The 25286-nt window shown below is 60.3% G+C and carries 23 protein-coding genes; 18 read left to right on the forward strand and 5 right to left on the reverse strand.

Going from position 1 to position 25286, the window contains the following annotated elements; translation table 11 throughout:
- Positions 1-38: 38 nt before the first annotated feature.
- Positions 39-938 (reverse strand): UTP--glucose-1-phosphate uridylyltransferase, encoded by a 900-nt coding sequence (galU, locus tag C3F12_02015; GenBank protein ID PWB48557.1) that lies wholly within the window; start codon positions 936-938, stop codon positions 39-41.
- A 492-nt stretch (positions 939-1430) separates the two neighbouring features.
- On the opposite strand from galU, the gene C3F12_02020 reads away from it, so the two are divergent.
- The 15 genes from C3F12_02020 to C3F12_02090 all read left to right on the forward strand — a co-directional run bounded on the left by C3F12_02020 (position 1431) and on the right by C3F12_02090 (position 17571).
- A complete protein-coding gene (locus C3F12_02020) occupies positions 1431-2357 on the forward strand; it encodes a flagellar motor protein MotB (protein PWB48558.1) in 927 nt (308 codons plus the stop codon).
- 249 nt (positions 2358-2606) lie between these two features.
- A complete protein-coding gene (locus tag C3F12_02025) occupies positions 2607-3188 on the forward strand; it encodes a hypothetical protein (GenBank protein ID PWB48559.1) in 582 nt (193 codons plus the stop codon).
- A gap of 58 nt (positions 3189-3246) precedes the next feature.
- Positions 3247-3996: a transporter gene (locus C3F12_02030; protein ID PWB48631.1), complete on the forward strand. Its 750-nt coding sequence runs from the start codon at positions 3247-3249 to the stop codon at positions 3994-3996.
- A 1-nt stretch (position 3997) separates the two neighbouring features.
- Positions 3998-4738 carry an ABC transporter ATP-binding protein gene (locus tag C3F12_02035; GenBank protein ID PWB48560.1) on the forward strand — a complete coding sequence of 247 codons (741 nt, stop codon included), beginning with the start codon at positions 3998-4000 and terminating at the stop codon, positions 4736-4738.
- Positions 4739-4864: 126 nt separating this feature from the next.
- Entirely contained in the window at positions 4865-5827 is a 963-nt protein-coding gene (locus tag C3F12_02040) for a hypothetical protein (protein PWB48561.1), read from the forward strand.
- Positions 5824-8307, forward strand: coding sequence for a glycoside hydrolase (locus C3F12_02045; protein PWB48562.1), 2484 nt, complete (start codon positions 5824-5826; stop codon positions 8305-8307). The genes C3F12_02040 and C3F12_02045 overlap by 4 nt, the downstream gene beginning before the upstream one ends.
- A gap of 63 nt (positions 8308-8370) precedes the next feature.
- Positions 8371-9714 carry an HlyC/CorC family transporter gene (locus tag C3F12_02050; protein ID PWB48563.1) on the forward strand — a complete coding sequence of 448 codons (1344 nt, stop codon included), beginning with the start codon at positions 8371-8373 and terminating at the stop codon, positions 9712-9714.
- Complete coding sequence (locus tag C3F12_02055; GenBank protein PWB48564.1) at positions 9711-10010, forward strand: DUF1049 domain-containing protein; 300 nt, start codon at positions 9711-9713, stop codon at positions 10008-10010. The genes C3F12_02050 and C3F12_02055 overlap by 4 nt, the downstream gene beginning before the upstream one ends.
- Before the next feature lie 96 nt (positions 10011-10106).
- Positions 10107-10886 (forward strand): hypothetical protein, encoded by a 780-nt coding sequence (locus C3F12_02060; protein ID PWB48565.1) that lies wholly within the window; start codon positions 10107-10109, stop codon positions 10884-10886.
- A 252-nt stretch (positions 10887-11138) separates the two neighbouring features.
- The gene (guaD, locus tag C3F12_02065; protein ID PWB48566.1) at positions 11139-12470 is read left to right on the forward strand and encodes a guanine deaminase; all 1332 of its coding nucleotides are present in this window, start codon (positions 11139-11141) and stop codon (positions 12468-12470) included.
- Between the two features lie 231 nt (positions 12471-12701).
- Positions 12702-13580, forward strand: a complete 879-nt coding sequence (gene glyQ / locus C3F12_02070; GenBank protein PWB48567.1) for a glycine--tRNA ligase subunit alpha — start codon at positions 12702-12704, stop codon at positions 13578-13580.
- Positions 13581-13604: 24 nt separating this feature from the next.
- Positions 13605-15674: a glycine--tRNA ligase subunit beta gene (locus tag C3F12_02075; GenBank protein ID PWB48568.1), complete on the forward strand. Its 2070-nt coding sequence runs from the start codon at positions 13605-13607 to the stop codon at positions 15672-15674.
- 73 nt (positions 15675-15747) lie between these two features.
- A complete protein-coding gene (locus tag C3F12_02080; GenBank protein ID PWB48569.1) occupies positions 15748-16398 on the forward strand; it encodes an orotate phosphoribosyltransferase in 651 nt (216 codons plus the stop codon).
- Between the two features lie 5 nt (positions 16399-16403).
- Positions 16404-16802 carry a hypothetical protein gene (locus C3F12_02085; protein ID PWB48570.1) on the forward strand — a complete coding sequence of 133 codons (399 nt, stop codon included), beginning with the start codon at positions 16404-16406 and terminating at the stop codon, positions 16800-16802.
- The gene (locus tag C3F12_02090) at positions 16795-17571 is read left to right on the forward strand and encodes a hypothetical protein (GenBank protein ID PWB48571.1); all 777 of its coding nucleotides are present in this window, start codon (positions 16795-16797) and stop codon (positions 17569-17571) included. Before C3F12_02085 ends, C3F12_02090 begins: the two co-directional genes overlap by 8 nt.
- Here C3F12_02090 and C3F12_02095 read toward each other — a convergent pair.
- From C3F12_02095 to gap, 3 genes are all read right to left on the reverse strand, one after another.
- Positions 17568-17951, reverse strand: coding sequence for a 4a-hydroxytetrahydrobiopterin dehydratase (locus tag C3F12_02095; protein ID PWB48572.1), 384 nt, complete (start codon positions 17949-17951; stop codon positions 17568-17570). The two genes, C3F12_02090 and C3F12_02095, sit on opposite strands and share 4 nt — an antisense overlap.
- Before the next feature lie 225 nt (positions 17952-18176).
- On the reverse strand, positions 18177-20198 hold the full coding sequence (tkt, locus tag C3F12_02100; protein PWB48573.1) for a transketolase: 2022 nt from the start codon (positions 20196-20198) through the stop codon (positions 18177-18179).
- A gap of 44 nt (positions 20199-20242) precedes the next feature.
- The gene (gap, locus tag C3F12_02105) at positions 20243-21301 is read right to left on the reverse strand and encodes a type I glyceraldehyde-3-phosphate dehydrogenase (GenBank protein ID PWB48574.1); all 1059 of its coding nucleotides are present in this window, start codon (positions 21299-21301) and stop codon (positions 20243-20245) included.
- Between the two features lie 374 nt (positions 21302-21675).
- Here gap and C3F12_02110 point away from each other — a divergent pair, with 374 nt between their 5' ends.
- The gene (locus C3F12_02110) at positions 21676-22164 is read left to right on the forward strand and encodes a 6-pyruvoyl tetrahydrobiopterin synthase (protein ID PWB48575.1); all 489 of its coding nucleotides are present in this window, start codon (positions 21676-21678) and stop codon (positions 22162-22164) included.
- On the opposite strand, the gene C3F12_02115 is transcribed toward C3F12_02110, so the two are convergent.
- Positions 22161-22937, reverse strand: a complete 777-nt coding sequence (locus tag C3F12_02115; protein PWB48576.1) for a hypothetical protein — start codon at positions 22935-22937, stop codon at positions 22161-22163. The genes C3F12_02110 and C3F12_02115 overlap by 4 nt on opposite strands.
- Before the next feature lie 168 nt (positions 22938-23105).
- Here C3F12_02115 and C3F12_02120 point away from each other — a divergent pair, with 168 nt between their 5' ends.
- Both C3F12_02120 and C3F12_02125 read left to right on the forward strand, forming a co-directional pair.
- Positions 23106-24155, forward strand: coding sequence for a hypothetical protein (locus C3F12_02120; protein ID PWB48577.1), 1050 nt, complete (start codon positions 23106-23108; stop codon positions 24153-24155).
- Positions 24152-25183, forward strand: coding sequence for a hypothetical protein (locus tag C3F12_02125; GenBank protein ID PWB48578.1), 1032 nt, complete (start codon positions 24152-24154; stop codon positions 25181-25183). The genes C3F12_02120 and C3F12_02125 overlap by 4 nt, the downstream gene beginning before the upstream one ends.
- Positions 25184-25286: the final 103 nt, after the last annotated feature.

Here is a 25286-nt window from a genome sequence, read left to right on the forward strand (position 1 = left end):
CGGTCAGCAGTTCTCCTCCGCTTTCGACAGACTCAGCATCAGTTGTTGCCCTGTCCCGAATCGGCATGCGTTTCATCCAGGCTGAGCGTTCTCAGGTATTCCCGCAATCCCGGCGCCAGGTCCGGACGTTTGAGCGCAAACTGCACGGTCGCCTTTAAAAATCCCAGCTTACTCCCGGCATCATACCGGCGCCCGGAAAATGCGAATCCATACATGGTTTGCGCACCCAGCAATACCCGCAAGCCGTTCGTAAGCTGAACCTCCCCGCCTGCGTCAGGGAGGGTCTGTTCGAGCGCATCAAAAATTTCGGGTGTCAGAATATAGCGTCCGATAATGGCCAGGTCGGACGGAGCCGCGGCCGGGGATGGCTTCTCCACCAGATCCAGGATCTCGTAGATTGAATCCTCAGTCATCTTGGGGTCGATGATTCCGTAGCTGCTGGTTTCCTCCCTGCTGACCTGCTGCACAGCAATGATCGAGGCCCGATACCGCTCAAATACGGAGATCATCTGCGCCAGACAGGGGACCTCGGCATCGATAATGTCGTCGCCAAGCAAGACCGCAAAGGGCTCATTTTCTACAAAGTCTTTTGCCACCAGGATCGCATGCCCCAAGCCGAGGGGCTCCTCCTGGCGGAGGTAGCAAAACGACGCCAACTCGGAGATCCGTTCGATCTCCCGCAACTGCTCTTCCTTACCCTGCCGCCCGAGTGCAATTTGCAGCTCCAGCGATCGATCAAAGTGGTTTTCGATCGCATCCTTTCCCCGGCCGGTCACAATGATGATGTCCTCGATCCCCGATGCGGCGGCTTCCTCCACGACGTACTGGATCGTCGGCTTATCGACGATCGGGAGCATCTCTTTTGGCTGCGCCTTCGTCGCGGGCAGAAACCGTGTCCCCAAACCGGCAGCCGGAATGACGGCCTTACGGATTCGCATCGGTCACACCCGCTCCGATGTGAAGTGAACGGTACAAGACGGCACACTCTCCTGAACAACGCTTGCGGGAAACCAAGGAGGACCCATACCGGCGACACCCGCCCTGCCACAGCCGGCGTTGAGGGTGGTGACCATCATAGCGAGGCGCATTCCCTTCCCGCCCAGGCGGGCAAGAATAGCCGCAGGCGACCGAACGCGACACGACTGTACTTTCGCGAAAGATGTTCAGCTCTTTCGATTCATACGCCCTTGAAACGGTGATGAGCCGTCTAGTTTATATCGCATCTTTCTCCGTAAAGTCAAGCAGCCGGCGGGCCGGAGTCGGTTGGCGACGGCGACCGATATGCTTGGGGGTATCGGCGAACTTTTATATTGACAACGACCCTGTCCCGATATACAAGACGTTGACTATTTCGGTGCGTCGATCGTCTTAGGATGATCGAGATCGCAGCCATTGCGGTGAACGGCTTGCACGCGATGAGAGGAGAGCGTATGAAGCAATTACAGGCGGTGCTGATTATTGCGGTGCTGTTTGTGACGGGCTGCGCCACCGGCCGACCATGGTATAATGCGGCCATATGCTCGGTCGCCGGCGCCGCCGTCGGCGCCGGAATTGGGGCGGGCGCCGAGGGGGGAAAGGAGGCCGGATATGGGGCGGCTGCCGGTGCGGTGGCGGCCGGACTGCTGTGCGCAGCGTTGACCCCCAAGGCGGCCCCTGATTCGGATGGAGACGGCGTCCCGGACAGCATCGACAAGTGTCCGAATACCCAGGTCGGTGTAAAGGTTGACGCCGATGGCTGCCCGCTGGACAGCGACAAAGATGGTGTGCCGGACTACAAAGATCGGTGCCCGAACACCCCGGCAGGCGTGAAGGTCGATGCGACCGGGTGTCCATTGGACAGCGACGGGGATGGTGTGCCGGACTACTTGGATAAATGTCCGAATACCCCTGCCGGCATGAAGGTCGATGCGACCGGGTGTCCATTGGACAGCGACGGGGATGGTGTGCCGGACTATAAAGATCAGTGCCCCGGTACCCCAGCCAGTGTACAGGTAAATCAACTTGGCTGTCCGAAACGGGAACCCATTGTTCTGAAGGGCGTCAACTTTGAGTTTAATTCGGCGGTGCTGACCCCGCAATCGCTTACGATTCTGGACGGCGTGGCCGAGATTCTCACTAAGCACCCGGACGTGCAGGTCACAATTGCCGGCCATACGGACAGTGTCGGTACGGCACCATACAATAAGAAGCTGTCGCAGCGGCGGGCCGAGTCCGTCAGAAACCATCTGATCTCGCGCGGTGTGAATGCAGCCAATCTCACTGCCGTGGGGTTCGGGGAAGAACAGCCGATTGCATCGAATGATGAGGCTGAGGGTCGCGCGAAGAATCGGCGGGTAGAGTTACAACCGAAAGAATAACCGGTACCTTAAGAGCGAAAGCCTGCAATGGTCCTGGCGGAGACACCATGGTCTCCGCCAGGACCCATCCCACGAATGGTCCCTCACCCCGCACGTGTAGACCTCTCTTCCGGACGCTCCCCGAGCCCCCTTGCCCACACAGATTCCTTCCCGAGTCGTTCGTTTATCCGTCATCCGAATATCGCCGCGTATGCCGGTGGCTTGACGCTTCAACCCCTTATCCAGTATGCTTTATGTGTAGTTGTCTGTGTGGTTGTCCGCGATTATGCCTCACCGAAGAACATATACGTCTGGAGGGGGCACATCTTCCCATACGCCCGGCGCTTTGATGGCGCCTTCGTACTGATCTTGTTCGCGCTCACGGCCTGCGCGTCTCACCACATCGTAGATGGCTTCCTGGTCGATAAGGCGCGCGGGTTCAGAATCCCGTTACTGCGCGACGGTTGGCGACAGCTTGAGGTGGAAGGGACCGATCTGGCCTTCCAGGCCGAACCGGACGGACAGGTGGCTGCTCTGTTTGTCAGTTGTGAAGAGCGGCAGGTGACACCGCTTCACGTACTGGCCAGGCATCTCTTCTTCGGGATCAGCCTAAAACGGGTGGTATCCCAGCAGATGATCACGCTCAACGGTACGAATGCGGTTCATACGGTGCTCTGGGGTCAACTGCACGAGACCGACGTCATGGTCAGCAGTTACGTCGCCAGGGATGACCGGTGTGCGTATGACCTTGTGTACGTCGCCTCGCCGGAGGCCTTTCAGGACCGGCTGCCGGAGTTTGAGCGGTTTGTCCGGGGCTGGGAGTTGACCCAAAAGGACTCCAGGTCAAGGTAAAGACCGGTAGTAGGGACATACAGTGCGGAATGTAGCTGTCGCAGTCGGGGGCCGATCGATTCGATTACTCGAATTGTTGGGAGGGCTCTCGCAGCTAACCTATGACACCGTCTCGTGCGCCTTCAGGCCTCCGTTTACATTCCGTGAACTCGTCCGGCAAGCCGATCATATCGGCGTGCAATCTATCTCAATCGCCGGCGTCGCCGCGGTCTTTACCGGCCTTGTCCTGGCGCTGCAAACCGCATACGGTCTGAGCCGATTCGGGGCGAAGGGGTATGTCGGGATTATCGTCTCACTGTCGATGGTCCGCGAGTTGGGGCCGGTGCTGACGGCCCTGTTGGTCGGAGGGCGAGTCGGCTCAGGGATCACCGCCGAGCTCGGGTCGATGCGGGTTACGGAGCAGATTGATGCCATGCGGGCCATGGGCGCGAATCCGGTCAAAAAGCTGGTAGTGCCCCGGGTACTGAGCACGATGCTGGTCCTGCCGCTGCTGACGGTGATGGCGGATATCCTGGGCATTCTCGGGGGCATGGTCATCTCTCGATATGAGTTTCAGATCGATTATCAGCTCTACTACAATACCGTGACACGCAACCTGACGCCGGCCGATATCCTCAGCGGCCTTGGCAAGACCGTGGTCTTCGGCTTCATCATCGCCATCGTGGGCTGCTACAAAGGGCTGGAGACGGTGGGCGGGACAGAAGGTCTGGGCAGGGCGACAACCGCGACGGTGGTCACCTCGGCTATCGCGGTCATCATCTCGGATTTCTTTCTGACGAAGTTCTTCTGGTGGCTGGAGGGCTGGTAAGATGAGCAGTCCGGCCATCCAGTTCCGCCAGGTCTACAAGTCGTTCAACCATATCCCGATTCTGGCCGGAATGGATTTCACCATCCGGTCCGGCGAGACGGTGACCATTATCGGCGGAAGCGGAATCGGCAAAAGCGTCACCTTGAAGCTGATCGTCGGCCTGCTCAAGCCGGAGGCGGGTCAGATTCTGATTGAGGGGGAGGATATTGTGCCGATGGGGGAGGACCAACTCATCACGATCCGAAAGAAGATCGGAATGGTCTTTCAGAGTTCGGCACTCTTTGATTCTCTTTCGGTCGCTGAGAACATCGCCTATCCCCTCCGGGAACATACCGCTATGTCGGAACGGGAGATCCGGGAACGGATCGCGGCGACGCTCCACCTTGTCGGACTCGAGGGGACCGGGGAGAGGGCGCCCGCCGACCTGTCTGGCGGAATGCGAAAGCGGGTCGCCTTGGCCCGAGCGATCGCGCTGACGCCAAAGATTATCCTGTATGACGAGCCGACGACCGGCCTGGACCCTACCAACACGGAAAAGATCAACGAGCTGATTGTGGACCTGGACCACAAGCTTGGGGTGACATCGGTGGTGGTCACACACGATATGCGGAGCGCATTTAAAATCTCTGATCGGATCGGCCTGCTGGACAAGGGCAAGATCGTCGCTGTCGGAACGCCACAGGAGATCCAACGTATCGATCTGCCACTGGTGCGCCAGTTCATCAACGGCACGATGGCATGACGGTATCGGCTGATGCATTCGAGAATCGTTGTAGGGGCAGGGCTTGCCCTGCCCGAATAGGGCGCAGCAAGCAGCGCCCCTCCATGGTCCCACCGAAAGTTTGCCGAGAATACAAGGAAAAAAGAGATGACGGACGGTGAGCAGTGGATTCGGTTGCGGGTAGGCGTCTTTGTCCTGGGACTCCTGGGTCTGTTCATGGTCTTTGTCCTGACGATCGGAAGTCAGAGCACAATCTTCGGCCGTCGTTACATGCTGCACGCCTTCTTCAGCAACATCGAGGGACTCAATGTCGGTGCGCCGGTCCGTCTAGCCGGCACCTCCATCGGCTCGGTGGACGATATCACCTTCAGTCAGGACCTCGCCAGCAAGAAGATCCGGGTCACCATAAGCCTGGATGCCAGGCTTCAGGACCGGATTCGGGAGGATTCGATCGCAAGCATCGGGACCATCGGTCTGGTGGGCGACAAGGTGCTCGAGTTGACGGTAGGCAGTCCCGATGAGCCGGTTCTCCCCCCATGGTCGACGGTAACCAGCGTCGATCCACCGGACTATGCCAAGCTGCTCCAGAAAGGCGACCAGATCGTCAGCAACGTCGTACGGATCTCGGATGCCCTGAGCCGGCTTGTGGGCGGCGGCGCGGGCGCCGACGCACGGCGGGATCTGGCCGATGGCATTGCCGCCTTTAACCGGATTATGGGAGAGATCGAAGGGGGAAGCGGATTGCTCCACGCGCTGGTCTATGAAAAGCGCGCAGGCAACATCCTGAAAGAGCTGTCGGAGGCGACAACCGCCCTTGAGCAGTTGGCGAACCTGATGAAACAATTTCAGCATCAAAAGGGGTTGGCGCACATCCTCTTTGCGGATCCGCGTGCCGAATCGATCATGGCCGATCTCGAGCACACCTCCAGGAATTTGAGGTCGGTCTCCGACCGGCTGGCTCAAGGAGAGGGAACGCTCGGTGCGCTGATCGACGACCCTACGTTGTACGAGGACCTGTCGTCCCTTCTGCGCGGAGCGAATCGCAGCCGAATTCTTCGGAACCTGATCCAATCTACCCGGCGATCCGGCGCCGCCGGCGAGCCGCAATGAGCACACCAGCTACCGCATCGGTGATCGTTCACGGGCATTTCTACCAGCCGCCGCGCGAAAACCCCTGGACCGACGAGGTTGAGCGGCAACCGTCCGCCGCCCCGGCCCACGATTGGAACGAGCGGATTACGGCGGAGTGTTATTGCCCGAATGGATGGGCTCGACGTCTGGACCGCGAAGGACGGATCGTAAGTTTGATCAATAACTACGCCGGCATGAGCTTCGATATCGGACCGACGCTGTTCCGCTGGCTTGATCGCAAAGCCCCCGGCACCGTTCGCCGCATTGTCGAGGGCGATCGCGACAGCGTCGTCCGGCGCGGCGGCCACGGCAATGCGCTGGCCCATCCCTACGTCCATGCGATTTTGCCGCTGGCCCACTCAACAGACCGCGTGACACTGATCACGTGGGGGATTGCCGAGTTCAAGGCCCGCTTCGGCCGGGCGCCGGAGGGGATGTGGCTGCCGGAAACGGGCGTGGATCTATCGACGCTCATGTTGCTCCATGAGTATGGGATCCGTTACGCCGTCCTGGCGCCGTGGCAGGCGACCCGCGTCCGTCCCCTCGAGGGCGAGCGATGGCGCGAACTGGGCTCGAACTGGATCGATCCCTCGCACCCGTACAGGTGTCGCCTCCCGCACAAGGGCGCCATCGATCTGTTCTTCTATGATGCGGGCCTCTCCCGCGCGATCGCCTTCGAGGACCTGCTGCAGGAGCCCGGTCGGCTGGCCGGTCGGCTGACCGAGGTCGCCCGCAACTCGCCATCACGCTTGCATATCCTCTGTACCGACGGCGAGTCGTACGGTCATCACACCAGATTCGGGGAGCGCGCGATGGCCGTTGTGGTGGCGCAGGCCACGACGTCGAAGGAATTTTCACTCACCAACTTTGGGGCCTACCTTGCACATACGCCCCCCACACATGAGGTGGTTATTCGGGAGGGGAGCGCCTGGAGCTGCGCCCATGGCCTGGGGCGGTGGAAGGAGGACTGCGGATGCAGCACCGGCGGCCAACCGGGCTGGCGTCAGCGCTGGAGAGCCCCATTTCGAGAGGCCATCGATGGCCTTCGGGGCGATCTGCACCGGCTCTTCGCGGAACAGGCCGATCGATTCTTCATTGATGTCTGGGCCGCAAGGAACGATTACATCACCATACTCCTTGATCGCAGCGACGCTTCGATTGGGGCGTTCTTCGGCACACATGCCCGACGGCCGCTCTCACAGCAGGAGAGAGCAACGGCGCTGCAACTGCTGGAGATGCAGCGGCATGCCCTGCTGATGCAGTCCAGTGACGGCTGGTTCTTCAGCGATATCTCCGATATCGAGGCCGCACAAAACCTCAAACACGCGGCGCGGGCCCTCGACCTCGCCTCTGCCTTTCGGACGGCGCACATAGAGGCGCGGTTCCTGGCCCGACTGCAGGCCGCCAGGAGCAACGTCCCCGCCGAACGCGACGGCCGGCGTATCTGGGAGAGCCGGGTTCGCCCGACGCGGGTCGATCTGACCCGTCCGGCGGCGATCTACGCCATCCGGTCGCTGGCCGCACACCTGCCCGCCCCCTACCGCATATACACCTTCGATCTACATCGGTTGGTCCTTGAGCGCCTTCCCTCCATCAATGGGATGGCAGTTGCCGGCGGCGTCGCGGTCTCTTCGTCCCTTACCCTCGAGCGGAAGGAGTTCGGATTTGTCCTGAAGTGGTCGGATGCCGATGGAATAGACGGCTATCTGTTTCCATGGAGGGGACCGGACGATCTTTACCGATGGCAGGAGATATGTGCGGGTCAGACCGATGGGGGGTCGTTGTCGAGCGACACGCAGGCGACGCCGATTACGTTGCAGGCGCTTTCCTCGGACGAGTGTCAAGAGATCCTCATGACGCTCTATCGCGAGTGGGAGGCACTCCGCAAACGCTATGATGAGCTGGCGGCCCACTCTCGAGGGTTACTCCGCGCCTTTTTCGATGCAGGACTCGCTCCGCCCCAGGCGCTGAGGGCCCCGGCTGAGTTCACTCTAACCCGCAACCTGGAGGAGGCGCTACAGCAATGGCTCTCCGACGGCGGGGCCGGCCTCTTTCGCAGTCTGCTGCTGCTGGCCGACGATGCCAGGCGGCTGAACCTGCCGCAGCAGCAGGGCGTTCAGGATCTGCTCTCCAGGACATTCACGATACGGCTGGATCGACTCCGCACACATCCCGACCCGGATAGCCTGCGGGAGGTCCAGGAGGTGCTCGACCTCACCGACCGGCTGGGCTACACTATCGATCAACCGGAATCTGTCGTCCTGATGCACGAACTCCTCATACACGATGTGGCGCCGCTGGTTGAGCGGGTCGTCCGAACCGAGTCTACGGAGGAGTGCGATCTGGTCTCGGCCATCCTTCGTCTCTGCGACCGGTTCGGATTATCGACAGAAGGGTTTCGACAGCGCCTTCATCCGATTGAGGAACGACTGGCGGCCGATCCCGGCCTGTGGCCGTAAAGGCAGTAGTCAGTTTTTAGTGGTCAGTTTACCGTGAACGCGAACAGCTAAAAAAGGAGTTGTATGATAGAAGGCTTAGGCGGCGGCACGCTCGTACTCGAGACACTGTTCATCTTCGTGTTGATCCTGATTAACGGGTTCTTTGCCGGCTCTGAGGTTGCGGTGATCTCGCTGCGTCGCAGCCGGGTGCAGGAACTTGTAGAGGCGGGGGACGGCCGGGCATCGGCGGTTCAGCGGCTGAAGGATGACCCGGATCGGTTCCTGGCCACGATCCAGATCGGGATCAATTTCGTCAGCACGCTCGCGTCCGCTATCGGCGGGGCGCTGGCGGTGCGCGTCATTCGGCCCCTGCTCGATCGCCTGCCAGGCGACGGCCTGGGGGTGGCGGGTGAGCTGGTCGCGCTCGGGATCGTCGTTGTCGTCATCACCTATCTCACCATCGTCTTCGGCGAACTGGTCCCTAAATCGCTCGGCCTGCGTTATGCCGAACAGGTGGCCCTTGCGCTCGCCGGACCCCATGAGACCCTGGCCCGCTGGTTCTCATTGATCGGCCGTCCGCTCACCGCATCCAGCCGACTCATCCTGTCGATCTTCCGCGCTGCCCCCCAGGGAACGACTGGGTTTGTCAGCGAGGAGGAGATCAAACTGATGGTTCAGGAGGGAAAGGAAAAGGGGATCTTCGACCAGACCGAGCAGGAGTTGATCCACAGCGTCTTCGAATTTACGGAAACCTCGGTCAAGGAGGTCATGATCCCTCGCCCCCAGATCGATGCCATCGAACTGGATACCCCACTGGAAGAGGCGCTGCAACACATCGTCGACACCGGCTACTCCCGGTATCCGGTCTACCGCAAGAGTCTCGACGATATCTGCGGCGTCCTCTACTACAAGGACCTGCTGCGCCTGCAGTTGGAGCATCGACAGGCCCCGCTCCAGACGATGATCCACCCTGCCTTCTTTGTTCCGGAAACGATGCAGGTCAGTCAGCTTCTGAAGGAGCTTCAGCGGCGGCATACGTCGATGGCGATCGTGGTCGATGAGCATGGCGGTGTGGATGGATTGGTGACGATCGAAGACCTGATCGAGGAGATCGTGGGCGAGATTCATGATGAATACGAACCGGCCGAAAGGTCTGTGGAACGGCTGAAGGACGGCTCGCTCATCGTCGACGCCTCGCTCAGCATCAAAGACCTGCGCGACGAGCATGAACTACCGTTCCCCGAATCACCGGAGTATGAGACGCTGGCGGGCTTCATGCTGACTCAACTTCAGCGGGTGCCGAAGGGCGGCGACAACATCACCTATCAGGGCAAGAAACTGACGATCGTCGATATGGAGGGCCGGCGGATCGCCCGAATCAAGATCGAAGAGCTGCCGGCCGTACATCATACAGAGGGCGGCGCATGAATCAGTTCTCTCTCATCGGTTTCCTCTTGCTCGCGATGATCGTCGCCATCTTTTCCATTCAAAACTCCGGCGAGGCGATCGTCACATTCGGCTGGTGGCAGTTTCAGAGCTCGTTGGTGGTCGTAATCCTGATCTCAACCGCCCTCGGCGCGATCATGGCACTCATCCTGAACCTCCCAGGGACTCTCCGGCTACGCATACGGATACGGCACCAGGCGCAGCGGATCGCCGAGCTCGAACAGCGCCTTCAGGAACGTGACACCCAACGCCCCCAGGATCGATTGGAATCCCATTAAACTGAACAGTAGAAAATAGTACGCGGTTTGGTGTAGAATACACATAATGAAATTGTTGGCAGTAGCAATCTGTGTAATTGCTGAAGGAGGGGTTGCATGGTGAAACACCTGATGTCGGTATGTTGTGCGATGCTTTTGCTCGTGGCCTGGACGTCTCAGGCTCGCGCCCACGGCGGTGAGGGGATGGGCGGCATGGACAAAATGGACGCGTGTGTCCAAAAGAAGGGCCACTACACGGTGCACTTTTCGGCCTACCAGCAACAGTACGGCGAAGCGGCGCTCGGCATGCTGCAGGAAGTCGGGTCCGAGGGACTGAAGCGGGAATTCCAGTCGTATTGCGAAGCGGTTCCGAAGACGGGTAAGATGGCGATTACCTTTGACCTGCTCAATGAGGAGATGCGGGAGTTGCCGATCTCCGTCCAGATCGTAGAAGCCAACGAAGAGCCGGGTAAAACTCACGGCGAGGGTCACGGCGACCATTCCCACGCTATCATCTCGCTGCCGCCGGCGGTGTACCGGGATGGATCGGTCAGAGTTGTTGCCGATATTCCGACATCCGGTCATTATAAGGCCATTATGAAGCTGGAAGGTGTCGGGCCGGGAATTGCCCATAAGCCCCATACCGCCTCTGACCCGGGAGAGTGGGACCTGGTCAAACACAGCCACGGCAGTGGCGGCGATCCGACACAAGCGGAAATTCAGGCTGTTGATCCGACGTTCACTATGCCCTTTACGGTCGGCCTTCAGACACAGGCGGCCGGTTCTTCATTTTTGTCCAAGGTCGGGCTCCAGGTGGTCGGTATCGTGTTTGGCCTGACCGTTCTTGTCGGCGGCCTGATATTCTTCAGGAACGGCAAGCAGAAGAAGGCGGCCTGAGGGACGGCCGGAGTCGTCCGGCTACCCACGTCGTACACGAGCACTTCATTGCGCTCTTGGCGCGGGAACGACCTGTACTCCGTGCCGAGACGATGTTCCTCTGTCGCTGGTCGCTCCCCATTACAGATACGGCGCCTTACCGTATCTGTGGCACAATCTTGCGTCAACCCACACGCAATAGAAAGTGCCGGAGCATCCTGTCTCCGTCATCAGCATGACCTTCGGCCGGTTAAGGTTGACACGAGCGTACAGATGCAGCCGATAAGACTGTTCCGCGGGTGCATCGTCAATCCGATGGCGGAAGATCGGTACGCGGTCCATACCGACGGAGGACTCGTCGTAGACGGGGGCGGCTGTATCCTCGGGGTTGGCGAATATCGTGCACTGCAAGATCACTACCCGCACGCCGTGTTGGTTGACCGCTCAGGACGCCTGATCCTGCCCGGCTTCATCGATACCCACACCCATCTGCCGCAATATGCCGCCGTCGCGCTGTACGGTAAAGACCTGTTGGAGTGGCTGAACGCCTATATCTTTCCTTGCGAAAGCCGGTTCACCGCTGAGACAGCCGACATCCTGTGCCCTATCTTCTTCCGTTCGCTCCTCGCCCATGGCGTGACAACCGCCGCCGTCTATTGCTCAATCCAAAAGGCCGGTGTCGACATGGCCTTTCGGTGGGCGGAGCAGACAGGCATCAGAGCGATCATCGGAAAGGTGATGATGGACCGGAACGCCCCGGACTACCTCCTGGAAAATACCTCGGAGTCGCTTCAGGCCGGCGAGGAGTTGTGCCGAAGGTGGCACGGCGCGGCCGATGGACGATTACTCTATGCCTTCACCCCAAGATTTGCGCCAATGTGCAGTCGGGCGCTCATGAAGGGTGTGAGCGACCTCGCAGGTCGGTACGGCGCGTACATTCAGACCCATTTAGCCGAAAGTCCTGCAGAGGTACAGTGGGTGAGGGAACTGTTCCCAGAGGCGTACAGCTACACCGATGTCTACCTCCGATCCGGCCTCCTGGGACCGAAAACTCTACTGGCCCACGCCATCTATGTCGGCCGGGATGAGCGGCGCCTGCTTGCACAGACGCAGAGCCGTTTGGCCCACTGCCCTACCTCAAACCTCTTCCTCAAGAGCGGACTCATGCCGTTGCGCGAACTGCTGGATATGGGGCTGCATATCGGTTTAGGATCGGATGCAGGGGGTGGGCCGACCCTTGCACCATTTGAAATCATGCGTACGACGATATATACGCACACCGCCCGCAGGTTTTTCCCTGGCTCCGGCGGCGGAGAGATCTTCCCTTCAACTGTCTTGTACATGGCGACGCTCGGAGGCGCCCGGGCCTTAGGACTCGACGACAAGATCGGCAGCCTTGCGCATGGCAAAGAGGCGGACTTCATCGTCGTGAACCCGCAGAGACTCAGCCCCTTGGCGTCGGAAACCGGACTGAACATCGCGCCTGACACGCTGCTTTCGCGCATGATCTTTCGTGGAGATGACCGCATCGTCGAACAGGCCTACGTGCGCGGCGCCCTCTGCTACGACCGCCGGTCCGGCGACACCTGCGAGGGGCAAGGTTGAGATCACTTTTCTCGCGGACCCGTCAACACTGTCCGCGGCCTATCGCCTGTCGCATCCGGGTGGAAACGCCCATGTTTCCTAGGTTTTTCCTTGACAGGTGGGAGGCGATGTTGCTACTGTTCAGCGGGGTTGGGCTTTTCAAGGAATCCGCCGTATTGTAGGTGATACACTTCTCCCTTTCACTTTCTCAAACGTACACGCATGATCGTGAAGAGTTCGACAGGACACGCCATGACGTTCCAGGAGTTGATTCTCGCGCTGCAACGATTCTACGCAGAGCATGGTTGCGTCATTCAGCAGCCGTATGACGTGGAGGTGGGCGCAGGGACGATGAATCCGGCGACCTTCCTGCGTGTCCTGGGCCCTGAGCCCTGGAATGTCGCCTATGTCGAGTCGACCCGGCGTCCGGCAGACGGACGATACGGGGAAAACCCGAATCGCCTCCAGCATTACTACCAATACCAGGTCATTCTGAAGCCGTCTCCGGACGACGTTCAGGAGATCTACCTGGAGAGCCTCCGGAGTCTGGGCATCGATCCGCTCAAACACGACATCCGTTTCGTGGAGGATGACTGGGAGTCGCCGACCCTCGGCGCCTGGGGTCTGGGCTGGGAGGTGTGGTTGGACGGCCTGGAGATTACGCAGTTCACCTACTTCCAACAAGCCGGGGGTATCGACCTGAAACCGATCTCTGCGGAACTGACCTACGGAATCGAACGGATTGCCATGTTCCTGCAGGGGGTCGACAACGTCTACGATTTGACGTGGGTCAAGGGCGTCACCTACGGTGACATCCATCACAAGGGCGAGGTTGAATGGTCGGTCCACAATTTCGAGGAGGCCGATGTGGCGCTCCAGTGTGAACTGTTTGACAAGTACGAGCAGGAGGGACTCCGCCTGATCGACAAGGGGTTGATCCTGCCGGCCTACGATTACTGTCTCAAGTCCTCCCATACGTTCAACCTGTTGGACGCCAGGGGGGCCATCGGTGTCACCGAGCGAACCGGCTTTATCGGTCGCGTCCGTAACCTCGCCCGCCGCTGCGCCGAGGCCTATGTGAAGCAGCGTGAAGAGGCGGGTTACCCGCTTCTCAAGGCATGGCCGTCATAACAGCATCGCACGCACGCATCTATCATGACCCAAGAACTGTTGTTTGAAATCGGCATCGAAGAGATCCCCTCCGGCTACCTGATGCCGGCCCTGAAGGATCTGGAGGCGCAGGCGCGTCGTCTGTTCGAAGAACAGCGTATCGCGTTTAAGGACGTGCGTACGTTCGGGACGCCGCGTCGCCTGGTCTTATATGTTGAGCGGCTGGAGCAGAACCAGGGTGACCTGGTGCGCGAGGTCGTCGGACCGGCCAGGGCGGCGGCATTCGATCCGGAGGGCCGTCCGACCAAGGCGGCACTCGGCTTCGCCAGGGCGCAGGGGGTCCCGGTCGAAAACCTCTACGTGAAGACCCTCGACCGGGGCGAGTATGTCGTTGCGACGATTGTGGAGCGGGGCATGCGTCTGGAGGAGTTGCTGCCGGTTGCCCTCCCCCGCCTGATCACGTCCCTCTCCTTTCCCAAGTCGATGCGATGGGGACAGGGTACGTTCCGGTTTGTCCGTCCCATCCGGTGGCTCGTGGCGCTGCACGGCGGTCGGGTGATCCCCTTCGACATTGACGGAATCACAAGCGGCAATAAGACGTTCGGTCACCGGTTCCTGAGCCGCGGCCAGGTGCGCGTTCGAAGCTTCCAGGATTATATCGAGAAACTGGAGGAACGGTATGTCGTGGTGAACCAGCACCACCGTCGGGAATTGGTCATGCGGCTGGCGGTCGATGCCGCCGCCACGGTCGGCGGTAAACCGGTCTTCGACGACGACCTGGTGGAGACGGTAGCCGGTCTGGTCGAGTATCCGACCGTCGTCTGCGGGCGTTTTGAGCGGGAGTATCTCAGCCTGCCGCGCGACGTGATCATGACCCCTATGCGAAAATACCAACGGTATTTTCCGGTGACCGATGAGGCCGGCACGCTCCTCCCCTATTTCGTGGCGATCTCCAACATGAAGGCGAAGGATATGGACCTGATCCGCGCCGGCAATGAGCGGGTCCTACGGGCGCGGCTGAAGGACGCCGCCTTCTTTTTCGAAGAGGATCGCAGGCTCCAACTCCACCAGCGGATTCCTCACCTGAAAGGGATCACGTTTCAGGAGCGACTCGGCACGATGTCCGATAAGGTCGAGCGGCTTACGCAGCTTACCGCCCACCTGGCCGAACAGGTCGCCCCGCACCTGGTCCGGGATGCCTGTCGGGCGGCACAGCTCTGCAAGGCCGACCTCGTCACCACGATGGTCAAGGAGTTTCCTACCCTGCAAGGGGTCATGGGACGCGAATACGCGCAGCTCTCCGGAGAGTCTGCCATCGTCGCTCAGGCGATCGAAGAGCACTACCTGCCTCGCTTTTCCGGCGACAGGCTGCCGGAGAGTCTGGTGGGCGCACTGGTGGGGCTGGCGGACCGGCTCGATACCATCTGCGGCTGTTTCGGGATCGGTCTGATACCGAGCGGCTCAGAGGATCCGTACGCCCTCCGCCGGCACGGGCAGGGGATCGTGCAGATCCTGCTCAATGCAGGCGTCGATCTACCGCTCTCGCAGCCGATCGGTAAGAGCCTGGAACTGTTCGGCGACCGATTGGCGCTACCCCGTGAACGGGTTGCCCGGGAGGTCATGGAGTTTCTGTCGGCCAGACTGCAGGCGGTCCTGATGGAACGGGGGGTCCCCGGTGATCTCGTCGAGGCCGCCCTTTCTGTTGATGCCGAGCGGGTCGCCGACGCCGGCAAACGCGCCGAGGCCCTGGCCGCCTTCAGGCGGGAGTCCGATTTTGCCGAACTGGCCGTCACCTTCAAACGGGTGATCCGAATCCTGCCCAAGGGCTTCTCGAAGCCGGTCGATCCGCAGCGGTTCGTAAGCAGTGCAGAGCGGGCGCTGCATGGTGAGGCGACTACGCTGCGGGCTGAGACGGCGCACCTGATACAGGCCGGCGACTACGTGCGGGCCCTGCAACTCATCGCTGCGATTCGTCCCATTGTGGATATGTTCTTTGAAGAGGTCCTGGTGATGGCGGACGATCGAGACCTACAGGACAACCGTCTGGCCATCCTGAAGGAGGTTGCCGATCTGTTTTGCGGGATCGCAAATTTCAGCAAGGTCACGGCGGCGTGATCTTGCAGCAGTGAGCCGTCAGCACACAACCTATTGCTGAGGGCCGAGCGGCGATCATGCGTGAGGGGTAGTCATGGACGCGGAGATCTTGGAACGGATCAACCGGGGTATCATCCTCCGGACCGGAGCGTATCTGACCAACGATCACTTCGTGTTACCCTCAGGGCGTCATGCCCACGAGTATGTGGAGAAGGCATTGGCCACGACCGAACCGGCCTTTACGGAAGGGCTGGGAGACGTCATCGCAAAACATTTTGCGGACGAACCGATCGATCTGGTCCTGACCACCGGCTATGGAGCCGCCCTGCTGGGCCATTGCGTCGCGCGCGCCCATCCGCTGCGACCTCGCTTTATCTATGCCAACAAGCAACGGACCGACTCGGGCAGCACCCAGGTCGTATTGCCGAGAGAGTTCCGACAGTATTTTGTCGGCGGTCCCAGGGTACTGATCGTCGAAGACATCGTGACCACCGGCGAGACGGTCAAGGGGCTGATTAAATTGGTCAAATCGCTTGGCGGTACGGTGGTCGGGATCGGGACGCTGTGGCGGCGCATCCGAAAGGTGAACTTCAAGTTCCCATTTTTCACGCTGGTCGATCGGGAATTCCCGACATATACCCCGAAGGACTGCCCGATGTGTCGAAGGGGAATACCGATCAATCAAGAATTTCTACCGGCGCCTGGACCACAGAAACCGCGCCGAGTGAGAACCGGTGCCAACTGACGGTCGTGGCCCGAATCAATGACCTCGGGAAGCGGTTTCCGACCGTCGACACGGTCACCGTCGAGTGGAAGGCGTACCGTCGACCGGGAGAGGGAACGCTTGCCGAAGACGGAATTTTTTCACATTCCATCCGAGCGGCGGCTGGAGCATTCGACCCCTTGCTCCCCTGTTCCAATCCCGACTGTCGGGATGGCGGATTCGAGATCCTGGAGGTCGTCGAGTCGATGATCGGCAGCCGGCAGCAGGAGAAGGCCGGCCTGCTGGTCTGCATCGGTTGGGAAGGCACACGGGCGAGGCGGACGGAACCGACACCATGCACTCGTGTGATCGATTATCGAGTGCGATTAACCTATCGGAAAAAAGACGATTCGCGGCGTCCAACAGGACATCAACGGAATGCATGAGATAAAACCCAAGAGACCCACACCCAAGAGGAGACCTCTTATGATCCACGGACTGAGGCGTGTACCGATGTATGTCTGGCTGACCGTATTCGCAATCCTGTCACCTACCCTCGCGTGGGCTGAAACCGCTCGAGAGGCCGTTGAGCTCGGGCGAGAGACTGAACTGATCGCTATCCGGACCCTCGCCTTTGCCGGCCAGGACGGCCCCCCAGCATCAGGTGAAGGGCGGTCACGATCCGCCATCCGCCCCGAAGAAGGGTTCCAGGCTGGAACATGGCACCTCGGGGTCAAGACCGGCGGCGCCGACACCGTCAAGATCTTTGCCAATAGAGCACCCGATGTTCAATTTGTTCCGGTGTTCTTCCAGATCGGCTACACAGTCACCGATGTCCACGGCCCATTCCCGGTCCGCGGGAGCCTGGAGGTGATCTTTGAGCCGACCTTACTCTTCGTAACAAACCCGGAAACAGAGGTCGGGGGGGGCGCAAACCTTCTCTTCCGTTATAATTTCGTAACGGGCACCCGGTGGGTGCCGTTCTTCGAGGTCGGCGTCGGCATCGTCGACGTGGATCTGAATGTCCCACGGGACCTCAACAGCCAATTTAACTTCACCATCCTGGGGGGACCGGGCATCAATTACTTCTTGACCGATAACCTGTCTATTCTGGCACAAGTGGGTCTGCACCACATCTCGAACGCCGGCCGCAAAAGCCCCAACGTCGGCGTCAATTCGGTGATGGGTCTGCTGGGGGTCTCGTATTACTTCTAAGCGCTGCTCTTTTCCTGACTGCCGCCGCGGACCCATTTGTTAGGCGTCCCGTCAAGGGGGGAACTTTCTCCCGGCCGCCACAGAACCGACTGCTCGATCTGCTTGGCTAGGGCAAAGTCCTTGTCGGTGATCCCCCCGGCGGCATGGGTTCGGAGCTTCACCCAGACCTTCCCCCACGTGACCTCCAGGTCCGGGTGATGCCAGGCGGCCTCGGCCAGATAGCCGATCGTATTGACCAGCATCAGGGTCGTCGGCCAGCCGTCGGTATTATACTTTCTTCGAATCCATCGCCCCTCGAGGTACCATCCCGGCAGCTCCTGCGCCAGGCGTTTGACCACATCCTCATCCGGAATCACCGGATATTTCTTCTCTTGTGACATGGCCTCCTCCTTTTTGCTGAACTGATGACCTCCCACCCCTTGTTTGAATGTAGGATATGGTCTTCCGCCGGGCAAGTGGATTCGGACACCTGACGTCAATCCGATCACCGTGGATCCGCCATCGCACTCTCCCATTGCCGGGTGGGTGTCTACTCTTGGTGTAGAGGATCGAAGGATCACCCCGGTTGAAGGATAGGGTGCAGTCCCGAGTTTTCAGTTCGAGATTCAGGCCAGAAGCTCCATGGCTCGGGATACGACATGCTCAGCCGTAAAGCCGAATTGCTTCATGAGGACCTGATAGGGGGCTGACGCGCCGAATCGTGTCATGCCGACCACACCTCCGTGCAGACCGACATACCGGTGCCAACCATGCGGGGAGCCGGTCTCGATGGCCAGTCGAGCGGTCACCGCCGGGGGGAGCACCTCGTTCCGATATGCCTCAGATTGCCGATCAAACAGCTCCCAACTCGGCATGCTGACGACGCGAGCCGAAATCCCCTCGTCGGCCAGCCGTCCCCACGCCTCCAGGGCCAGGTGCACCTCCGACCCGGTCGCAATAAGGATAATTCGCGGATGACCCTGATCGGCATCAGCCAGGATATACGCTCCCTTCAGAAGGAGGTCGGCGGACGGATATTTTGTGCGGTCAAGGGTCGGAAGCTTCTGTCTGGTCAGCGCCAGCACTACGGGCCCGCCACGATGTTCGAGAGCGGCGCGCCAGGCGACCGCCGTTTCAGTCGCATCGGCTGGACGGATGACGGTGAGGTTCGGCATGGCCCGGAGCGAAGACAGGTGCTCGATCGGCTGATGGGTGGGACCATCCTCCCCCAGGCCGATGCTGTCATGGGTAAATACATAAATCACGTGGATGTGCGACAGCGCAGCCACTCGAATGGCGGGTCGCATATAATCGGAAAAGATCAAAAAGGTCCCCGCATACGGGATGACCCCCTGATGCAACGCCATCCCGTTCAGGATCGACCCCATCGCATGCTCTCGCACCCCAAAATGAATATTTCGGCCTCCAGCGTTCGATTTCTGGAAATCGCCGTCGCCCTTCAGGTACGTGTTGTTCGATGGGGTCAGATCGGCTGAACCCCCGATAAGGGTCGGGACGGTTGAGGCAATCGCATTCAGCACCTTGCCCGAGGCCTCACGGGTGGCCAGGCCCCCTCCGGCGGGGGTGAAGGTCGGAATCTTTTCAACCCAACCCTCCGGGAGCCCACCACTCATGACCCGGTTCCACTCGTCCGCCAGCTCAGGATATACCGCCGCATAGGCATCGAATGCGGCCTGCCACTCGGCCTCCCAGATCCGGCCCCGCTGCAGGGCCTCTCGAAAATGGGCCAAGGCCTCGTCGGGGATATGAAATGCAGGTTCGAGCGGCCAGCCCAACGCCTCCTTGGTCAGCCGTATCTCCTCATCTCCCAACGGCGACCCATGCGCCTCCGCCGTATCCTGCTTGTTCGGGCTGCCGTAAGCGATATGGGTCCTGGCCATAATGAGCGATGGCCGATCATGTTCGGCCTGGGCCGTGCTCAGCGCAGCCTCGATCATCTTGACGTCGTTGCCGTCTACCCGTTGGACATGCCACCCGTAGGCCTCGAAGCGCTGTCCGACGTTCTCCGTAAAGGCCAGGTCGGTGCTGCCGTCGATTGTGATCCGGTTGTCGTCGTACAGGTAGATCAGTTTGCCCAGTCCAAGATGCCCGGCCAGCGAGGCCGCCTCGGAGGTCACCCCCTCCATGAGGTCGCCGTCGCTCACGACGGCATAGGTGTAGTGATCGACAATCGGATAGCCCGGTCGATTAAAGTGATGGGCCAAAAATCGCTCGGCCATCGCCATCCCGACACCGTTTCCGAAACCCTGACCAAGGGGTCCCGTCGTCGTCTCTACGCCAGGCGTCATGCCATGTTCCGAATGTCCCGGTGTGCGGCTTCCCCATTGCCGAAATTGCTTCAGTTCATCCAGGGTAAGATCATAACCGGTCAGATGCAGGAGGCAATACAGCAGCATACAGCCGTGGCCGGGCGACAGGATGAACCGATCCCTGTTGGGCCAGGAGGGATGGACCGGATTGTGCCTGAGCGCACGTGTCCAAAGGGTGTACGCCATGGCGGCTGCCCCCATCGGGAGTCCCGGATGGCCGGAATTGGCCTTCTGAACCCCATCCATAGCCAGCGTACGGATGGTATTGATACACAACTGGTCGAGCGATTCCTGAATGTTTTCCACTGATCCCCCCATTTACCTACCCTCTTCTCCTCACTCCCCTCAATCTTCCACGCTTACTATGCCGGCTGTTCGCCCTTCGCAACACCCCAGAGCCGCTGCTGATCGCGTTTGAGATCCTGATCGGCCACATACGCAGCCAGATCGGCCATCCGGCACGAATACCCCCACTCATTGTCGTACCAGGCCACCACCTTTACGATCCGATCCTTCAGGACCAGGGTCATCAGGGCGTCCACAATGGACGAGTGCGGATTGCCCTTGAAGTCCATGGAGACCAGCGGCCGGTCGCACACCTCCAGAATTCCCCGGAGACGTCCCGTGGTCGCGGCCCTGAACGCGGCATTGACCGTCTCGGGGGTCACATCACGACCGAGCTCCGCGACGAGATCGACGACGGAAACCGTGGGTGTCGGCACCCGGTAGGCCATGCCGTTAAAGCGGCCGGCAAGTTCCGGGATCACCTTCACCAAGGCTCTGGCAGCGCCGGTATCGGTCGGAATGATATTGAGGGCGGCGGCCCGCGACTCCCGCACATCCTCCGCCCCGCGATCATGGATGGCTTGCGAATTAGTATAGCTGTGGACCGTACTCATGAATCCCCATTCGATCCCGAAGGCGTCAAGGAGGACCTTCGCAACCGGCGCAAGGCAGTTGGTCGTGCATGATCCGTTCGAGATGATCCGGTGTTGTCCCGGATCGTACCGTTCTTCGTTGACCCCCAATACGACGGTCAGATCCTCGCCCTTCCCCGGGGCAGAGATGAGCACCCGTTTTGCCCCTGCCGCGAGGTGCTTTTCGGCCTCCGGACGATTCGTTCCCCGACCGCTGCACTCCAGGACGATGTCGACCCCCGCATCCGACCAGTTCAGCTTGGTCCAATCCCGCTCGCGGAAGACCGTAATCCGCTTCCCGTCGACCCGCATGCTGCCCTCGTCACTCTCGACCTTTGCCGGGAAGGGTCCGTAGTTTGAGTCGAATTCCAGCAACAGGGCGTCGGTGCGGGCCCCGGCCGGATCGTTGATCGCCACGACATCAAGCGCCCGCTTCTGTTCCCACGCGGCGCGAAACGCCAGCCGGCCGATTCGTCCAAAACCGTTGATCGCGATTCTCACCATCGGTTATCCCTCAGCAATAGCTGCAGAATCCTTCCTGTGGAACTTTCTGGGGCTCGATGTGCCTCCGGATGTCATTCGGCCGGGCGTGCTTGCTCATGAAGGCCATGTTGTTGGCCGCAGAATTCCAGGATCCAGGTCGGTTCAGAACAATCTCGCCGCTCTCTCGCACCGAGCAGTGCCGGCATCGGCTTTCTTTTTACGGCGATGGTCATCACGTTCACGCATCCCTATTTCGCGCGGACGGGATTTTATCACTTGCCCCATTATCTGTCTAGCGGTTGTTTCGAAACAGATAGCAAATCGGTCTTGACAGCCGACACATCGGTGCGATAGCTTCCACCTACGCTCTTTGGGGGCGCTAGTGAGGAGGTATCATGGCTGCGTTTCGCATTAGGATTGATCACGAGAATCTGAAGTTCAGCTCGGCCCATTTTGTGCTTTTCGGCAACGGCAAATGCGAGGGCCTGCACGGGCATAACTACAGGGCCTGGGTGGAACTGGAAGGGTCGCTTCAGCCGAACGATTATGTCCTCGATTTCCTCGCCGTCAAGCCGCTTATGAAAGCGATCTGCGAGCAGCTCAACCACAAGGTCATGCTGCCGACCGAGAATGCGGGCCTGCGGATCGAAAGCGGCGACATGATTGTCGATGCGGTCTACGGTAAGAAGCAGTACCGCTTTCCGATTGAAGACGTCCTCTTGCTGCCGATCCATAACACCAGCGCAGAGCTGTTAGCCAGGTATATCTGCGGACTATTGCGGGAAGAGATCAAGCGTCAATACGGGGGCGAGGGGGTCGTCACTATCAGGGTCGGCGTACAGGAATCGTTTGGGCAGGAAGCCTCCTACGAAGAGGCCTTCTAGGTCTCTGCCTCCAGGCGATCCAAGGCCGTCCGCGTGATCGCCCCGCTGTGGAGCGTAGTGGCAAGCAGCGCCCCCGACGCGCCGGCGCGCTGCAGGCCTGTCAGGTCCGCGACCGATGCGACGCCGCCGCCTACAATGAATCGCATATCGGGGGCGGCCGCCGTGACCCTGCCGAGTAACGCTGTATTGGGGCCGCCGCCCGTACCGATCCGGTCCATCTCGAGGAGAATCGCCTCACGACATCCGAGTGACAGCAGGCGTAAGGCTGCTGCGACCGGGTCGTTCGACTCGGTGGACGGTCTTTGCCAAACCACGGCTTGTGCTTTCAGATCGAGGCTGAAAAGCGCGCGCTCCGGACCCAGCGCGGCGAGAAGCCCGGATGCTGCATCACAACCCGCCAGTGACTCAGAGGCGATAATGACCTTCTTTACGCCGGCATCCAACAGCCGCCTCGCCTGCTGGATATCGTGAATGCCGGCATCGACCAGCAACTGAAGCTGCGGCTCGGCAGCGGCCATCTTCTTGATCAGGGCCAGATTATCGCCGCCGCCCATGATCGCATCCAGATCGGCAACATAGACCGATGCGCTCTTAAGCGTTTCACAGTACGCCCGCAGGAGGATAACGGGATCGGCCCCTTGCAACAGAACGCTCTGGATCGGTTCGTATGCCCACCGCTCCCCTCTGCGCGCATGAACCGCAACCCCTCGCATGATATCGATGACCGGTATGATCTGCACAGCAGCGATCGTCGCTTCTCCACAATACCCCATGCGCCGGCGGCCTACGCATGGGCTAAAAGTCTGTTGCGAGATCGTCCCGTCACTGGCTCGTCATTGCGAGCGACCAACGGGAGCACGGCAATCTCACCGTAGTTATCCCGAACGACTGTGAGATTGCTTCGGCTGCGCCTCGCAATGACACGGGAGACATTCTAAGCGATGAAGATATTCGTGCATGAGTGTATCACGGCCGGCGGGTTGGGTGAAGGCCCGGTCCCGGCGACGCTGCTGGCAGAGGGGCGCATGATGCTCCAGGCGCTGCTGGCCGATCTGCTTGACCTTCAAGAGCATCGGCTGGTCGTGCAGGTCGATCGGCGGTATCTGCCGCAACTGCGCCCTCACCCCGGTCTTCAGATCGTTGACAGCAGGGACGGCTACCATCACACCTTCCGACAGATGGTCGTAGAGGCGGATGCCACGTTTCTGATCGCCCCGGAGACAGACGGCCGACTCGAGGCGATCACGGCAATAGTCGAACGTTGCGGCAAGTTGGTCGTAGGATCCGGCACTGCCGGCGTCAAGGTTGCCGGCAACAAGATGCTCACCCATCGATGGCTGGAGGAGCACGGTATCTCCACCCCCGAGACGATTCATCTTCGCCCTGTTGATGACCCGCTGTCTATAGATCGGCGGCTTAGCTATCCTGTGGTCGCAAAACCGATAGACGGGGTCGGGTGTGACGGTGTATTCATTGCGCAAAGACCATCGGAATTGGAGCGGACGGCCGCGACCGCCAGGCAGACGACACCGGGTAAGGACCTCCTGTTGCAACACTACATCGACGGCGTTCATGCCAGCGTCTCCCTTTTGACCGACGGGAGCCGGTCTGTCCCGCTCACCTTGAACCACCAGGAGATTAGAGGGCGAAGCCGACTGACGTATTACGGGGGGTGCGTCCCGTTTGAGCACCCGCTCCGTACCCTGGCGTTTCATCGGGCGGCGGAGGTCGTCCAGGCGATCCCCGGCCTCAAAGGGTATGTGGGAATCGATCTGGTCCTGACTGATGACGACGCCGTGGTTATCGAGGTGAATCCTCGCCTCACAACCTCGTACGTCGGGCTTCGAAAGGTCCTTCGACAGAATTTGGCTGCCCTGATGCTCGACGCAGCGGCAGGCAAGCTCCCGGACCCTGCCGACATCGACATCATCGGGTCGGCGCACTTTACCACGCGGGACGGTACGATAACAGTCTCAGAGGGCGTACGGTGATTCGCATAATTGGATGGGACATCGGCGGCGCGAACGTGAAGGCCGCCCGCCTGCTGTGTGCCGACGGGCGTGCGGAAAGCGGGCGCGCGGTTCGCCGCCATTTCGAGCTGTGGCATAACAGCAATAGCCTCCACTCACTCCTGCAAACGATCTATGCCGAGCTGGGACCTACGGATGCCATGGTGGTGACGATGACCGGAGAGCTCTGTGATGCGTTCGCCGACAGGGCCGAAGGGGTCGCGTTCATCATCAACGCGGTGAGAGCGGCGGTCCCCGACATCCCGCTGTACGCGATCGATCTTGATGGTCGGCTTATGTGTTTAGACACGGGGGAGGTCGAGCTGCTCACACTCGCGCCGACCAATTGGATCGCCGAGGCGATGGTCCTGGCAACCCGGCAACCGGACTGCCTGATGATGGATATCGGCAGCACCACGACCGATCTGATTCCGATCATGGGCGGCAGGCCGATCGCACGGGGCAAGCGGGACATCGAGCGGTTGGCGCACGGAGAGCTGATCTACACCGGCGCACTCCGCACGCCGGTCGCTGCCATCGCATCCGGCATCCCTGTGCGAGGTGTGATCTGTCGAATATCGGCCGAATACTTCGCCATCTCTGCCGATGTGTATCTGGCGTTGGGACAGCTCACCTCGGACGACTATACCTGCGCAGCGCCAGACGGGGGCGAGAAAACGAGCGAGGGGGCGCTGCGTCGGCTGGCCAGAGTAGTCTGCGAAGACAGCAAGCACCTCACAGCGAGCGAGCTTCACACTATGGCCGCCTATATCGCCGAACAGCAGATCCAACAGATTACGGAGGGGATGTTTCAGGTCCTCTCCAGGATCGAGAACGGTCTCCATTTCCCTGTCGTACCGGTGGGGATCGGCGCCTTCCTGGGGGAGACCTGCGCAAGACGACTGGGCCTTACAGTGTGTGACGCCCCGGCACTCATCGACAGCGGGGCGGTGTCATTGAGTCCTTGCACGGCAGCCGCCTACCTGTTGGGACGCGAATTGTCCCGATAGCAATGTAGGGGCGCTGCTTGCTGCGCCCAGGATGGGCAGGGCAAGCCCTGCCCCTACGATAGCGATCCGATCTTGCACATACAGAGCCGAGCGCCGATAGGTG

This window comes from Candidatus Methylomirabilota bacterium, from assembly GCA_003104975.1.
In the GTDB taxonomy this organism is placed as follows: Bacteria; Methylomirabilota; Methylomirabilia; order Methylomirabilales; family Methylomirabilaceae; genus Methylomirabilis.